Genomic DNA, 13,380 nt, shown 5'->3' with positions numbered 1-13,380 from the left:
AGGCAAAAATGCCTTGATTCCAATTGCAGCCTTCAAGCAATCTTCCGTTCCTGACCGATCTATGGAAAGACGGGGTCAGGACCCCAAATGACAAGCACTTTCCAAGATCGGTAACCGAAACGGAAGACTTTTACTACCAAGTAACACCTAGAAGTACGGGTGAAGATTTTTGCTTCTAATTTAAATTTTCCCTGTCGCGCAATTGGAACTTGTCCGCGGTCAAGACTCCAACAAATAGGATTGTTATCTTTTACGAAAAGTAAACCTCTTTTTTAAGAATGAGAATTCTGTGACTGAAATTTATCTTCCCTGATAACCATGATTACGGATTACAAATGGACTTATTCGAAAGAAACCAATTGTTTGCTTCGGTAGATCTTACCTGAAGCCGTAGCTTGAAACAAGTAAACTCCTGCGCTGATTCCCGTTTGCAATTGGATTGTGTTCTCCGTTCTGACATACGATACCTTTTTTCCCATCGCATCCATAATTTGAAGGTTATCAATCGACAAATCCGGATTCAGGGTAAAAGTCGTTCCGTCTTGCTTCACTAATAATTTATCATCAATCACGTTCTTGTTAAGCGATAAAGATGAATTGCAAATAGTCGTACTGAATGAAATTTGTCCATTGTTTTGAGTTGTTTCCTCTACATATGAATTGGCATTTCCCTGTTCGCTATAGAGAATCATTATATCACTTCCATGAATAACCCACGGTGACCATCTATTTTCCAATTCCTGAATCAAATCTGCATTCACTGCATTTACTGCATTGTAATCGTAAGAAATTGGTGTGTAAATAATCACAGAATGTCCTGTTGGGATATTTTGAATCATATACTTCATTCCTGCAAGCTGCAAGGAATCGTCCGCATTGAAAACAAAGTAATATTCGACACGCTGTCTGCAACTTCCTTCATTCATATTACCGAATGAGTGAGTTGGATTCGCACCATTATAATTCGTCCCCCAAGCTGAACAAGTTGATGGATCTATTACTGCGACGTAAAATGCCGGTTGTGTCCCACACAGACTGTATTCAATAACGTTATCATCGATAGAGAATGAATTGAAGGGTGTATCTGAATTATAGCAATTTACAGATAATGTAGCTTGTCCGTAAGCAGAAGATGAAGCCAAAACAAAGGCAGCAAAGTAGGTAACTATCTGTTTCATAGGTCAGTTTTTTGTGTAAAACTAAAGAAACAATGCTGATTACACAAAAAATCAGTCGGTCAATTACCAATTACGCGGTTTCTTCTCTCAATTAGTACTTCCGGGAAAATTTCTGAATTTTATTTCCCCGGTTTATTTAAACGAGATGCTTACTTCTCCGATTCCTCCTTCAACTTTTCATTCATTGCACGGAAATCATTGAGTGCACTTCCATCGAGCATTTTTGAAAGCATGCGAACTAAAACATCTGGTGTTTTGTACCTGAATCAAGGTTGCCAAAAATAAGCTAAACTACTTCTTTTTTATATCTTTGGTTCTGAGTATGTATCCGGACAAATCATTCATTTCAGTCAAACCTTTCGATAGTACTTTAAACCAGTTTATCGCCTATTATTATTTTCATTTCTCGAAAAATGAATCGATCACAAACTTTATCTACTATCCAAATTACAAAAATGCCTTAACGGTTTATAAAAATTCCAGAGTCACCTTTAAACCTGACTATTCACTCTCTGAACCGGATATATCTACCTCATTCAGTGTATTGTATTCTGGTGTACAGACCAAACCCCGTTTAGCAGAAATAAGAGCACCATTTGATAAAATCGGCATTGTTTTTCAACCCCTTGGGATGAATCATTTTTGTGAGAAGCCGCTATACGAGTTGCAGGCTAACCTGGAAAACCCTGACAAATCCTTTGATTATTTCGGAAACAATTTCACTGAAATCTGTGAGTTAGTATTCAGGGAGCCGGATACCTTACAAAAAGTAAAACTACTGGATCAGTTCTTTTTAGGGAAACATACTGAATTTCACGAAAAAAATCTAATAAACTGTATTGAGTTACTTTTAAAAACAGAAGGGAAACAAACAGTTAAATCACTTGCTGAATCACTTCGAATAAGCCGACGAACACTTCTCCGACTCTTTCAAAAACACCTTTGTTGCACTCCCAAAGCTTATATCGATATCGTACAATTCAGAAAGACACTCGAGCACCAACTTTTGGAAGATCATTCATTGTCATTAACGGAGTTAGCGCATGAAAACCATTACTACGATCAACCTGAATTGATTCATCACTTTCAAAAACTGACAGGTCTTAGTCCGGGGAAATTCATGAAAACCATCCGGCATTTGGGAAAAGAAGCTACTTTTTGGAAGATGGACTGATTCCTGTCCCATTTTACCAATTTGGAACATTTTCGGTCTATTATCTTTGAGCAAAAGAATCCTGAAATGAATAACGTAACACTTTTAACGATCCTATTATTCCCTGTTTTTTTGTTTTCACAAACTCAAAACAATGCCACAAAGGAATATACCATAAACTCTTCTGTTTTTCATGCCGAACGAGAAATATGTGTCTTCGTACCGCACCTAAATCAACCAACAGATTCCTTACCTGTGATTTATCTATTTGATGCACAATGGGAAGAATTTTATGCCTTTACAAATGCAACTCTCGGTTATTTAATCGCCATCAATCGTTTTCCTGCTTGTATATTGGTCGGTATAAAATCTGTTGACAGACAATTTGAACTCACCCCGCCTCCTGTTAATGATGATTGGAAAATGCCCGAGTTGGGAGGTTCCAATTTATTGGAAGCACATTTGCTCCGGGAAGTATTCCCACTCATTGACAGTATTTACAACCCAAGCCCCTACCGATTAGCAATCGGGCATTCGCTTGGAGGAACTTTTATTTTGAATTCGCTAGTCGATTGCCCGGAGTTATTTCATGATTACCTGGCTATGAGTCCGAATTTACAATTGGATGAAGGCGAACTTGTCCTGAAAATCAACCGGAATTTAAAAGAAATCAGTCAACTGGATAAATCCGTTTTCATCAGTATTGGTTCCGAAGGGGAGATTGACGATCTTTTTCGCCCTTTCGTGGAAAAATTAAATGAATCCATGCAAAAATTGGAACAACCTACCTTTCAATGGCATTTCGAACTAAGTGAAAAGATGGATCATGCTACTATTCCATTATCAAGTATTTATCGTGGTTTATTGCATTTAAGTGAACTAATTAAATCTACAATAAAATGAAAATTATAACTTACTCTCTATTGCTCTTAATCTCTAACTATTCATTCAGTCAATTGGAAACACCTTCCACATCTATCAAAAAGCATATGAATTCTTTCGGAATTTCATTTGAGTTAGGTGGAGGTCTGGAAACAGCAGATGATATAGAAACGGTTGTTTCGAGTGATTATCACAGAAGTATCATGGAAGGGGTTGGTAAGCCAAACGTTGGTTTCGGACTGTTTTGGGAACATCAATGGAACTTTCATAAAAACCATGGTCTTCTCTTTGGTATGGCAGTTACCTACACCTCATTCTACTCCGGTGTAACCTTTAAAAACCCTGAATATGCTGGCACACAATATATCGCTCCTACAAAAGAGTACGTGCTTGGCGATTTCCGCCAGAGCTTCGTGAGCCTTGAACTGCCTTTATCTTATACTTATGCCATAAAAACTAAAATTGGAACATTTAATCCGTTTCTGGGCGTAACTCTGAAAACCATAGCCTATGTGCAGGATGCAGGAAGGAATTATGGTGGAGTGAGCAGCACTACTTCGGAGATAAACGGTAATGACACAATTTATTATAATCAGTATTATTTTCGTTATGGAACCAAGAGTATCTCACCTGTATTAATGCCGACAATTGGTTTGAAATACAGCACTGATTTGAAGAATGGCGGTAAAATGAATGTTTCCCTTAATTATAAATTCTTTGTAAAAACGTCTAATACAGTAGAGGCCTATTTGAATAATTATGATAATACCGAAAACGGGATTGAATATCTCTATTTTAGTTCCGATCATCCAATCAGTTATAACCAGTCAACCGGGGAATGGAGCGGTACCAAACAGAGCATTTATTTTAGAGTGAATTTATCAAGCTTTAATGTAGGGGTGTCATATACATTTAAATAATTAACTTAAGTTTTTTACTATCGTATGGAAAATTTGGAAAGACCAACGACCAGCGTTTTTTTGACATGTCGAACGAAGATTGGTTTCCTGTTTTCGATTCGCTTTATTATTCGAAAGTAAAAGCCGGTTCGTTTATCTCATTATCCATTGGATTGATGGTTACCCCATTACCTGGGGTTCGGGAGCACGACAAGCTGGATTGCCCCTGCAGCGCGCCATCAATAACAAAGGCGGAAATGTTTCAATTGATGGAGCTATCGGACCTAAAACCATTGCAGCTGGAAACAGGAAAATCACTTTTCGATGATTGAAATTCATTTTTTTCATTTGATGTGGTTGTGTTTAAAGTTCGCGCACTGATTTATTGATAAATAAGCAATCTTGACTCACAATCCAAAATTGGGTAAGACAACTGAACGGAGTTCGAGAATTCACGAATTCTATTCTTTTTCAGCTTCCTCTTTCAATTTCTGGTTCATCATGCGGAATCCGTCCAAAGTACTTCCATCGAGCATTTTTGAAAGCATGCGAACCAGAATTCCTTTGAACCGTTCGGCTTGGATGAAGGTGGTTGTTCCGTCTCCGTTTTCGATGAGTTCAAAGCGGTGTTCCCCATCAAATAGGCCGGTGATGAACAAATGACCGATCCATTTGAATTCCTTGTTTTCTTCAAAAACGAGCACTGTCGGTTTGAAAGTCATTCCTTTTGCTCCGGGAGGTTCCAAACGGACCACCATCTTCTCTCCTACTTTCACCTGTCCCTGAAGGGATTTGATAAACGGATTCCAGCTTGGATATTTTTCAAAAGCAGTTAGAATTTCCCAAATACGATTGGGTGAAGCCTGAATAACTATTTCCGATTTGATTTCTTTTTTCATCTGTTTGAATTTTGATTATTTGATAAACCAAAGTTCGATGAAAGGAAGGAGTCTGCTCTTGACAAATATCAAGAATTTGAAATACTTTTCTTTCTAAGTCTGCTAAAGGTTTCGGGGGTCATGCCAAGCATGGAAGCCAAATACTGCAAGGGAACCTGGTTAAACAATTCCTTATTCGCATCCCACAATTGATTGTACCGTTCTTCAGCCGACAGGGAAATATAGGTCAGGATCCGGTCTCCCATCGTGGAAAAACATTTCGCCATAAATAGCTTCTCTATTGCATTCCAGGATGGAATGGTTTTCCCCATGTTGTTGTAATCTTCTTTACTAATGACCTGAATTTTGCACTCTGTTAATGCCTGAAGTGCGGATTTGGAAGGTTTCTCAAATAAAAAACTGGATAAGTCGGTAATGAAATAACCCGGCGTTGCAATCCATTTGGTCACTTCTTTATCGGGAAGATTGACCCACTCACGAAGGATTCCGGATTCCACAAACCCCATTTGATTCGAATAGCCATTCTCCTTGAAAAAGTACTCTCCCTTATTCAGGTGAATCGGTCGGAAATAGGAACTGATCGTTTTCAATTCATTCGCATTGACTTCAAACAGTAAAGCAATATTCTTTTCCAATTCGTTCATACTCTTTCTTAAACCACGAAATATAATTAAAATAACGATGATACACTCTCTGTTTTTCCCGCAACGTTTACACACAAAGATTAGTGATTCGCACACTACAAGCTGTGTGTCATTTGTTTTCCCGCAGATGCACAGATTTTAAAAGGCACCTACCGGATGCCTTGTTCATAAACACAAAATATTGCAGACAAAAATCCCAGTAAAATAAAGCTTTTCAAAATTTGTTTTATTTATATTTATAAATATAGTTGTATAATTAGAAAAGTAATTATATCATTGCATTATGAAAAAGGAATTGACAAAAGCGGAAGAACAAATCATGCAGGCCATTTGGTCCGTTGGAAAAGGATTTGCAAAAGATATCCATGAGCAACTGGAAGAACCGAAACCAGCATACAATACGGTACTGACGGTAATCCGCGTGTTGGTTCACAAAGGATTTGTGGAATTCAAAACGTATGGAAAATCCAATGAATATTATCCGATGATCACCAAAGAAGCTTATTCTGCCCAGCGCATCCAATCCCTGAAGGAAAATTACTTTGGGAATTCGAATGCGAAATTGCTGTCCTTTTTCATGAAAGAAAACAACCTCGATCTCCAGGATTTGAATGAACTACTGGAAATCATTAAAAATGAACGCCATGACTGATTATTTGTGGATTATTTTCGAAGTGAATATACTGATCACCTTGTTGTTCGGTATTTTCAAACTCATCCAACGTTACCTTTCGTTTGGGTGGCAACGCTTCTCTCTGCTTTCTATTCCCGTATTGTCGATCGCGGCTGTCTGGACAAAGCACGGAGCCGTTTCCCAATCATCCTGGAGTTATCACATTCCGGTATTCGAATTAGAAACAATCGAAATCAGACCACAACAACCAGTCGCAACTCCTTTTGACTATTCATCCCTGTTGGAGATTACCTATTGGCTCGGAGTCGGATTTCTTTCCCTTTGGATGTTGTTCAACCTCTATCAAGTGATCCGTTTATTTCTAAAGGCGAACCGATCAAAAGAAGATGGTTTTACGCTGATCGAATTACCAAACGAAGCTCCCTCCTCTTTCTTTCGTTTTATTCAATTACCGAGCGGACTTTCGGAATACGATCGCGGGATCATTCTTCAACACGAAAAAGTTCATGCTCAAAAATTGCATTCGGCAGATCGTTTGTACCTCGAAGCGATACATTGTTTATCGTGGTTCAATCCTGTATTGCTACTCATGAAAAAAGAATTGATTCATATCCACGAATTTGAAGTGGATCGGATCATGTACAACAAATACCGCGTCGGCTATATGGAATTCCTGCTGGCGTATTCACTCGGAACTAGTTCATCCTCATATTTATTCACCAATCAGTTTATGACAAAGCTCACACTGATTAAACGCATCAAAATCATGAAAAAAAATTCAAAAAAAGTGTTGGTAGCAGCACTTGCCCTGCCTATCATTGCCGGCGGAATGACCTTGATCTCTTTCACGGGAACAAACGACAAAACTCCTGAGAATAGCTCTACAAAAAGTGGCAGTGGATCACAGGAAACTCCTACCAATAAAAACCCGGAACATTCCAAGGGAACAGTAGCCGTTCCTGAAAAAGGTATTTCCAATACTAGTACTGAAGTCTTGAGCGACAGAACTGACAAATCTACTTTACCAAAGGAAAAGGATATCTATTTCGCGATGCCAATGGGAACGACTGACGAAGCTCCTGTAGTGGACGAGATGCCTGAAATATCGACCAAAATGCGGACTTTGGATACCAAAAGTGTATCGCAGGAAGCAGAAGTGGACAAAATGCCGGAATATCCGGGTGGATCGGAAGGATTGACAAAATACCTTGTGAGTAACATCCGTTATCCGGAAGCTGCTGCCGCTGCAAAAACAACCGGAAAAGTCTTTGTTTCTTTCGTTGTGACAAAAGACGGAAAGGTCAGTAAGGCTGCTATTAAACGTGGAGTAAGCAAGGAACTGGACAACGAGGCTCTGCGCGTCATTTCCGCTATGCCGAATTGGATTCCCGGAGAGAAAGAAGGTAAAAAAGTAGATGCTGAAATGGTATTGCCTGTTTCGTTTAAATTGTAAAATAAAATAGCCCGTTGCAGATTCTTGTGGCGGGCTTTTTTTTCACGCAGATTTCGCAGATTTACGCAGAGATTAGTTGGTTACAGTTGTGAGAAAAATAGGGTTTTGTGAAATCGGGACTTCGGATAAATTCAGTCACCTTCATATTAGACAGAAAACAATTCACTTATCGAATAAAAACCAGTGAAATCAGGTGTTAAATACTTAACCTTTTAATACTCTATCCATGCTTTACCTATGCTCTATCTATAGAGTATCTGCGCAGTATCTTTCAGGTTGCTTAAAAGCTTGTTTAAAGGCGTTGTTTTATCTGACCCGGGAAAGATCATACTATTTACAGTTGTGAGAAAACAGAATCCGGAATAACTAATTCCCCAATGAAGCTACTTCACGCAATTCATTCACTACTTCCTGGAATTTTTCATTGGCTTTGCTTTCAATGTCTCCGGCATCCCGACTAATTCTAAACAGATCTGCTTTCAAGGTTGTATTCCATGATAGTTCCAACATTTGCAGGTGTCCCGGAGGGCAGCATACCGCTGATTGCATCCCAACGGTTTGCGGCTTTGCGTTCGCTCTTTTCTTTTCTCCGTTAGTTCGGTGAATTAAGTGCCATTTTGTTTCCTTCCGAGTCAAGGAAAATTGCAAAGTACCCACTTTCGTCTGCGTGAGCTGTTTTAGGTAATATTATTTGTCCACCATTTTTCTCAACTCTGTCAAGAACTACTTGCAAATCTTCTCCTGCGTTCAAGTACATTGTTACACCGTCTGCTGAATGTTTGTAACCGTCTGCCTGTATGATGACCCCTGTTACCATTTGTCCTTCATAAGGCCAGATTCCCATTTGCATTCCTTCAACATCCATTTTTTCTATTTTGATGTCTAACAATGCTTGATAAAAATTAATTGCTCGTGAAATATCCGTTGCTGGAATTTCAAACATTGAAATGTAACTTTTCATATCTTTTCCTTTTGAGTTTGTTAAAGTGTCTTGTAGCGATGCTTCTGAATTTGTCTTGCCTGAATTGTTGCACGAAACAAAACACATTGCAGAAACCATTGAAGCTAAAATTATTCCTTTGACTGTCATTGATGTTTAAATTTAAATTCCAGTGCAAAGTAATAAGTGACAAAGAAGTCAAAATAGTAGAAATGCGACACTTCAAAATTTATTTATAGAAAAGTGCAGATAGAGCCATATGTTCATTGTTTAAATACTCCTTTGGTGTAACTCCAACCAGATCTTTAAAATCTTTTATGAAATGGTTTTGGTCGAAATAGTCATTTTCGTACGCAATGTCTGTGAGTGTTTCTGATTTTTTGTTAAGCAACAAATTTAATGTTGTTTGAAGTCGAATAGCCTTGCTTAACTGCTTTGGGCTAATACCAATTTGCTTTCTAAAATGCCTTTCTAACTGTCTTCTCTTTGAAATGTTATCAGTCAAAATATCATTTATAGGAGTTGTTCCGTTTGTCTTGAGAAGAACATCAACAGTTGATTTTACGATATTACTAATCGTATTTTTATCAATAAGCATTTTCAAGAAAAAGGCTTCAATAATGTCAATTCGCTGTATAGTATCAGTAGCTTGAATCATTTCTTGCTCTAATATGCTGGCTACTTCTTGTCCGAAAAGTTCTGAAATAGCTGTTTCCTTGTCAACTAAGTTCTCAAGAGGCCTTGTCACGAAGTTTGCAAACCCAATAGGATAGAAACAGATTGCGAAAGTGTCCACATTTCCATTAGGTAAGATGTCAAAGGATTTAGTTCTCTGTCCCATTACCATTGCATTGGGGTGCAGGATAAAGTCGTTCTCAGAAGTGTATCTTCTAATCTTGTCACCAAAATTGAAGGTCATTTCTATGCAGCCGTCAGGTACGATTTTTTGCTTTTGATTTTTTGGGTCAAAAGGCACTTCCAAAATCCAATAAAATTTAACTATGGATTCTAAGTCTTTATGTGGCTTAAATGTCTGATAGTTCATCTACGCGGTCTGTTTCTTAGAGTGACGCATAACGTTTTGCAGCTTGGCGAAGTGGCGGAAATCGAAGCACAAATGTTCAGTTTTGCACAAAAGTTCAATCGAAGAACTGAACTTGATTTTAGTACTGAACCCGCCATTTTGCCAAACTGCTGTTAGGTGCTGTTTTTTTTGTCATCCCGATATTTTTCTCATTAATGTTTCTAATGGACCATTTTTAAATTTCCTGCTCCAAAAAATACTAAATAGAATACTGAAAATATAAAAAATGATTGAATATGTAAGTATGTATATTGAAGAAGTTGGTTTTTCGTCTTCAAGTAAGCCTGTATAATGTTTGCCTGTTAAGAAAGCCATTAAAACCATGCCCAATGTCAAATGAATAACATAATGGGATAGTGTCATTTGTCCCGTTTTTTGTAAAGCTAAAATAAATTTATTGTTTGGAAATTTATCTCCGATAACCATGCAAATGGGAATTACCATAAATGCAAAAGCTATTGTCACCAATACGAAAGGTAAATAAGGCGGAAAATATTCAGCCATAATGTAATCGCTCCAAAATGGATTGAAAAAATGTTGCCGAACCATTAAACGCAATGCTTGAATGGTTATAAAAACCACAAGTCCAATTAGGAAAATATTTCGTTTGATAAGTTTGTCTTGCCAATTTAATCTTCCAAGCCACATTCCAATAAGAAAGTAGGAAATCCAAGGAAATATTGAATTCCAACCATTATAAAAGGTGTTTCTCAAAAATCCAATTGGTGTCCAAAAATCTTTGTATTTAAAAGTGCTGAAATCCCAACTTGTGTCAATTGGAATAACAAAAAGTAAGAAATGAAAAATAATGATTGCTAATAAAGCACCCAGTAAATAATAACGTTTCGGGACGAAAAGCAGAAAAGCCGCCAAGTGCATATAACCACCATAAAAATGTAAAATGTCACCCGACCACCAATTGTAAAGTAATAATCCGATTGCAAATAAAAACCAAGAACGTTTTAGAATTTTTGATTTTAAAGTTGCCTTTTCTTCTTTGCTGTAATTGTTTCTGTTTGTCATTAATGAAACGCCCATTCCAGCACAAATAATAAAGATCGCAGTCGAATTACCAGTAAAAATGTTAAGAAAGTGTCCAACGTTGTCTGTTGGCGACATAATAGAGCCAAAGCTAAAATTAAAATTGACTATAAACATTCCAAATATAGCATATGCTCTTGCTAAGTCAAATCCGATTATTCGTTGTCGCATTTTTAGTAGTTTATTGTCGTTGAGTCTTTCTTGTGAGCCTTGCAGGTAACGGTTTGCGGGCTTGGCGAAGGTGGCGATTTTCACCATCCCGAAAGCTTTCCGGATTGATGCGGAGAACCAAATTTTGATTAACCACAAATGTGTCTGCGGAGCACTGAACCGCCACTTTTGCCAAACCCGTGTTAGCGGTTCGTTGTTTTTGTGTCCAAACTTTATTTTAGTCTCAATGTCATTTGGTCTTCAGTAAAATATTTTCCTTTCCATTTTATTGCGTTGCTCTCAGACCCAAATGTTACAAAGCCAAATTTTTCATAGAGCTTTTTTGCATTGTCATTATTTGAAATTACTGTCAAATTGATTTGTTCGATGTCTGAAATTTGCTTCACTCTTTCAATTAATTTTTCAATTAACTTCTTTGCTATTCCTTGGCCACGAAAGTCTTTGGAAACGTACATTCTAAAAAGAATACCCTTATGCCTTAATTTTTCTCTATCTCCACCGTCACGTGTAAAACTTACTACGCCAGCTAATTCATTGTCTGAATAAGCCCCAAGTGAAAAACTATCTAACGTGTTTTTTGTTGGAAAAGAAGCATTTAAGTCGTCATTAGGTGTTATGCGAAAATTTTCTTCGTCATTAATAAGTCCAAAAGTTAGAAACTTTTTGTAGCGTTCAATTTGGTCAGACTTGATTTCTGTAATTTCAATATCATTCATTTTATTTGTCGTTTTGAGTTGTTCGGTACAATAACCGCTAACGTCCGCGCCGCTTGAAGAAGTTCTCGTTCTTCATTCGCAGAATGAAAGATAAGAGAATTTTGTCAAGCGGCCAGTTGTGTGCTGTCCCGGAGGGCAGCATACGGCTGGTTGCGCAGCGGCGCGGACGTTGGGATGCTTTATAGATCTTGATCCAATAAACTCCATTACAGAACGAGAGTGAGCATTGAGGGCAAAAAGAAAAGCGAACTATTTAGTGGAGGATTTGAAACTTTTTATCGAATAGAAAATCAGTCTGGAACCCAACCGGATTCGAACCGTTTTGGCTTTTTAAAACTGAATGATGTCAAGTGGAAGGGAGATTCAAGATTAAATCCAATGAACTAAAATGATGCTAAATCAGAGATCAAAACAAAAATTCTTATCTAAATTCTTATCCAATCCAAAAACAAAAAGCCGCAGAACCAATGTTTCTGCGGCTTTTGCCTTTGTTTTTTGTGGAGAAGAGCGAACAGAAATGGAACCGGTAATGTTTTTGAACTTTGCTTACATATACGTTTTTAAAGCATTCAGTTGTTATACGATGTAAGTCTAAATTTGTGAACTAACCCCATTACGTTTTGCTAATAAATTTGGAATTAACAAACTTAAAATGGTTCCAAAAATCGCAATAAGTACTCCTAGCATCCAAGCATTTTGAACCTCCATTTCTTTCTGTATTGAATCGAGTTTAGATTGCGTTAATTCCTTAGAATAATCGTCTGTTTTTTTTAATAATTCAATTTCTTGTCTGACTTGAAGAATTGATAAAGTTTTCTCTGGATTATCTGATATTCCAGTTTCAATTACTTTAATTCTTTTTTCTAACGCAGTGATATTTGAATTAATAAAAACCGTGTCAGGCTTGTTATTTGTCCTTTCAAGATGATTTATTTGCACTTCTAAAAGTCTGATTTTTTGTTGAATGGTTTTATAATGGTTTTCTAAGTTTTCACAGCAAGAAATTGGCTCATTTGATGGTTTATCAAAACCCTCTTGTTGGATAAACACCGCTAGTAATGATGCTGAAATACCTACAATCAAACTTAACAAAGTGAAATAAGAGCTTTGTTTAGCTCTTCTTTTTTTGTCTTCAAGTTCTTTTATCTTTTTTTGTAATAACTCTCTTTGTTTAATCTTTTCTTCTGTAATTCTTTTAGCAGATAATGCTTCAAAATTAGGGAAATCATCCTTTGATATTGGTTGAAATGTGTTGTCCTTTGTAAGTTCAAATATTTGAAAATCTTGATGGTCAATAGGGATAACAAGGTAAGCAGGGATACTATTTGTTCCTAAGTAACCGAAGTATTTGAAAAACTGACCTAAAGTAAGCTCTTCAACTCTTCTATCAATTCGATTTTTAAACTCAATTAACCCAATATATTCCTTGTTAATTGTGTCAATAATGATTAAATCTGGTCTAAATACAGTTTTTTCATTTTCTACCCTGATTGCAAATTGAGACAATAAATTATCCTTAGAATACCCCCTACTAAATAGAAAATCGATAAATAAATTTTCAAGTTCCCTTTCTAACATCATCTTTTTAAGGTTCGTGTAAACGTAAAAAATCCTTGGAATCAATTAAAACAGGATCCAGTTCCAATTCTAATATTAAATTCTATTAGAAGGTTCCCTAAGCAAATA

Annotated in this window: 15 protein-coding genes; 6 read left to right on the top strand and 9 right to left on the bottom strand. The window is 37.1% G+C overall.

All coding sequences use genetic code 11. From position 1 onward, the window contains the following. Positions 1-341 precede the first annotated feature (341 nt). Positions 342-1,178, bottom strand: coding sequence for a T9SS type A sorting domain-containing protein (locus AAG807_RS20000; protein ID WP_341908054.1), 837 nt, complete (start codon positions 1,176-1,178; stop codon positions 342-344). Positions 1,179-1,500: 322 nt separating this feature from the next. Here AAG807_RS20000 and AAG807_RS19995 point away from each other — a divergent pair, with 322 nt between their 5' ends. The 4 genes from AAG807_RS19995 (at position 1,501) to AAG807_RS19980 (ending at position 4,444) form a co-directional block, all read left to right on the top strand. Beyond that, positions 1,501-2,352: a helix-turn-helix transcriptional regulator gene (locus tag AAG807_RS19995; RefSeq protein ID WP_341908052.1), complete on the top strand. Its 852-nt coding sequence runs from the start codon at positions 1,501-1,503 to the stop codon at positions 2,350-2,352. 66 nt (positions 2,353-2,418) lie between these two features. After that, positions 2,419-3,234: an alpha/beta hydrolase-fold protein gene (locus tag AAG807_RS19990; RefSeq protein ID WP_341908049.1), complete on the top strand. Its 816-nt coding sequence runs from the start codon at positions 2,419-2,421 to the stop codon at positions 3,232-3,234. Next, positions 3,231-4,133 (top strand): hypothetical protein, encoded by a 903-nt coding sequence (locus AAG807_RS19985; RefSeq protein ID WP_341908047.1) that lies wholly within the window; start codon positions 3,231-3,233, stop codon positions 4,131-4,133. The genes AAG807_RS19990 and AAG807_RS19985 overlap by 4 nt, the downstream gene beginning before the upstream one ends. Before the next feature lie 65 nt (positions 4,134-4,198). After that, a complete protein-coding gene (locus tag AAG807_RS19980) occupies positions 4,199-4,444 on the top strand; it encodes a hypothetical protein (protein ID WP_341908044.1) in 246 nt (81 codons plus the stop codon). 129 nt (positions 4,445-4,573) lie between these two features. Here the strand turns inward: AAG807_RS19980 and AAG807_RS19975 are convergent, their stop codons facing one another. Both AAG807_RS19975 and AAG807_RS19970 read right to left on the bottom strand, forming a co-directional pair. Beyond that, positions 4,574-5,011 carry an SRPBCC domain-containing protein gene (locus AAG807_RS19975; RefSeq protein ID WP_341908040.1) on the bottom strand — a complete coding sequence of 146 codons (438 nt, stop codon included), beginning with the start codon at positions 5,009-5,011 and terminating at the stop codon, positions 4,574-4,576. Between the two features lie 68 nt (positions 5,012-5,079). Beyond that, positions 5,080-5,655 (bottom strand): Crp/Fnr family transcriptional regulator, encoded by a 576-nt coding sequence (locus AAG807_RS19970; protein WP_341908038.1) that lies wholly within the window; start codon positions 5,653-5,655, stop codon positions 5,080-5,082. Positions 5,656-5,938: 283 nt separating this feature from the next. On the opposite strand from AAG807_RS19970, the gene AAG807_RS19965 reads away from it, so the two are divergent. After that, positions 5,939-6,307: a BlaI/MecI/CopY family transcriptional regulator gene (locus AAG807_RS19965; RefSeq protein WP_341908035.1), complete on the top strand. Its 369-nt coding sequence runs from the start codon at positions 5,939-5,941 to the stop codon at positions 6,305-6,307. After that, the gene (locus AAG807_RS19960) at positions 6,300-7,742 is read left to right on the top strand and encodes a TonB family protein (protein WP_341908032.1); all 1,443 of its coding nucleotides are present in this window, start codon (positions 6,300-6,302) and stop codon (positions 7,740-7,742) included. The genes AAG807_RS19965 and AAG807_RS19960 overlap by 8 nt, the downstream gene beginning before the upstream one ends. Positions 7,743-8,108: 366 nt before the next feature. Here AAG807_RS19960 and AAG807_RS19955 read toward each other — a convergent pair whose 3' ends face one another. From AAG807_RS19955 to AAG807_RS19930, 6 genes are all read right to left on the bottom strand, one after another. Continuing rightward, entirely contained in the window at positions 8,109-8,291 is a 183-nt protein-coding gene (locus tag AAG807_RS19955) for a hypothetical protein (RefSeq protein WP_341908030.1), read from the bottom strand. Between the two features lie 43 nt (positions 8,292-8,334). After that, positions 8,335-8,832 carry a VOC family protein gene (locus tag AAG807_RS19950; RefSeq protein ID WP_341908027.1) on the bottom strand — a complete coding sequence of 166 codons (498 nt, stop codon included), beginning with the start codon at positions 8,830-8,832 and terminating at the stop codon, positions 8,335-8,337. A 79-nt stretch (positions 8,833-8,911) separates the two neighbouring features. Next, positions 8,912-9,727 (bottom strand): helix-turn-helix domain-containing protein, encoded by an 816-nt coding sequence (locus AAG807_RS19945; protein WP_341908024.1) that lies wholly within the window; start codon positions 9,725-9,727, stop codon positions 8,912-8,914. Positions 9,728-9,898: 171 nt separating this feature from the next. Continuing rightward, positions 9,899-11,065 (bottom strand): DUF418 domain-containing protein, encoded by a 1,167-nt coding sequence (locus AAG807_RS19940; protein WP_341908021.1) that lies wholly within the window; start codon positions 11,063-11,065, stop codon positions 9,899-9,901. 125 nt (positions 11,066-11,190) lie between these two features. Beyond that, positions 11,191-11,694 (bottom strand): GNAT family N-acetyltransferase, encoded by a 504-nt coding sequence (locus tag AAG807_RS19935; RefSeq protein ID WP_341908018.1) that lies wholly within the window; start codon positions 11,692-11,694, stop codon positions 11,191-11,193. A 591-nt stretch (positions 11,695-12,285) separates the two neighbouring features. Beyond that, on the bottom strand, positions 12,286-13,275 hold the full coding sequence (locus tag AAG807_RS19930) for a hypothetical protein (protein WP_341908015.1): 990 nt from the start codon (positions 13,273-13,275) through the stop codon (positions 12,286-12,288). Between the last annotated feature and the right edge of the window lie 105 nt (positions 13,276-13,380).

The sequence above is a fragment of the Fluviicola taffensis DSM 16823 genome (assembly GCF_943372375.1).
Lineage (GTDB): Bacteria > Bacteroidota > Bacteroidia > Flavobacteriales_D > Crocinitomicaceae > Fluviicola > Fluviicola taffensis_A.
This window is presented reverse-complemented; position numbering and strand designations above follow the sequence as displayed.

Excerpts from the sequence above, each read along its gene's own strand:
- AAG807_RS20000 (WP_341908054.1), bottom strand. The coding sequence starts at position 1,178 with ATGAAACAGATAGTTACCTACTTTGCTGCCTTTGTTTTGGCTTCATCT.
- AAG807_RS19995 (WP_341908052.1), top strand. The coding sequence starts at position 1,501 with ATGTATCCGGACAAATCATTCATTTCAGTCAAACCTTTCGATAGTACT.
- AAG807_RS19990 (WP_341908049.1), top strand. The coding sequence starts at position 2,419 with ATGAATAACGTAACACTTTTAACGATCCTATTATTCCCTGTTTTTTTG.
- AAG807_RS19985 (WP_341908047.1), top strand. The coding sequence starts at position 3,231 with ATGAAAATTATAACTTACTCTCTATTGCTCTTAATCTCTAACTATTCA.
- AAG807_RS19980 (WP_341908044.1), top strand. The coding sequence starts at position 4,199 with ATGTCGAACGAAGATTGGTTTCCTGTTTTCGATTCGCTTTATTATTCG.
- AAG807_RS19975 (WP_341908040.1), bottom strand. The coding sequence starts at position 5,011 with ATGAAAAAAGAAATCAAATCGGAAATAGTTATTCAGGCTTCACCCAAT.
- AAG807_RS19970 (WP_341908038.1), bottom strand. The coding sequence starts at position 5,655 with ATGAACGAATTGGAAAAGAATATTGCTTTACTGTTTGAAGTCAATGCG.
- AAG807_RS19965 (WP_341908035.1), top strand. The coding sequence starts at position 5,939 with ATGAAAAAGGAATTGACAAAAGCGGAAGAACAAATCATGCAGGCCATT.
- AAG807_RS19960 (WP_341908032.1), top strand. The coding sequence starts at position 6,300 with ATGACTGATTATTTGTGGATTATTTTCGAAGTGAATATACTGATCACC.
- AAG807_RS19955 (WP_341908030.1), bottom strand. The coding sequence starts at position 8,291 with ATGCAATCAGCGGTATGCTGCCCTCCGGGACACCTGCAAATGTTGGAA.
- AAG807_RS19950 (WP_341908027.1), bottom strand. The coding sequence starts at position 8,832 with ATGACAGTCAAAGGAATAATTTTAGCTTCAATGGTTTCTGCAATGTGT.
- AAG807_RS19945 (WP_341908024.1), bottom strand. The coding sequence starts at position 9,727 with ATGAACTATCAGACATTTAAGCCACATAAAGACTTAGAATCCATAGTT.
- AAG807_RS19940 (WP_341908021.1), bottom strand. The coding sequence starts at position 11,065 with ATGGTGAAAATCGCCACCTTCGCCAAGCCCGCAAACCGTTACCTGCAA.
- AAG807_RS19935 (WP_341908018.1), bottom strand. The coding sequence starts at position 11,694 with ATGAATGATATTGAAATTACAGAAATCAAGTCTGACCAAATTGAACGC.
- AAG807_RS19930 (WP_341908015.1), bottom strand. The coding sequence starts at position 13,275 with ATGATGTTAGAAAGGGAACTTGAAAATTTATTTATCGATTTTCTATTT.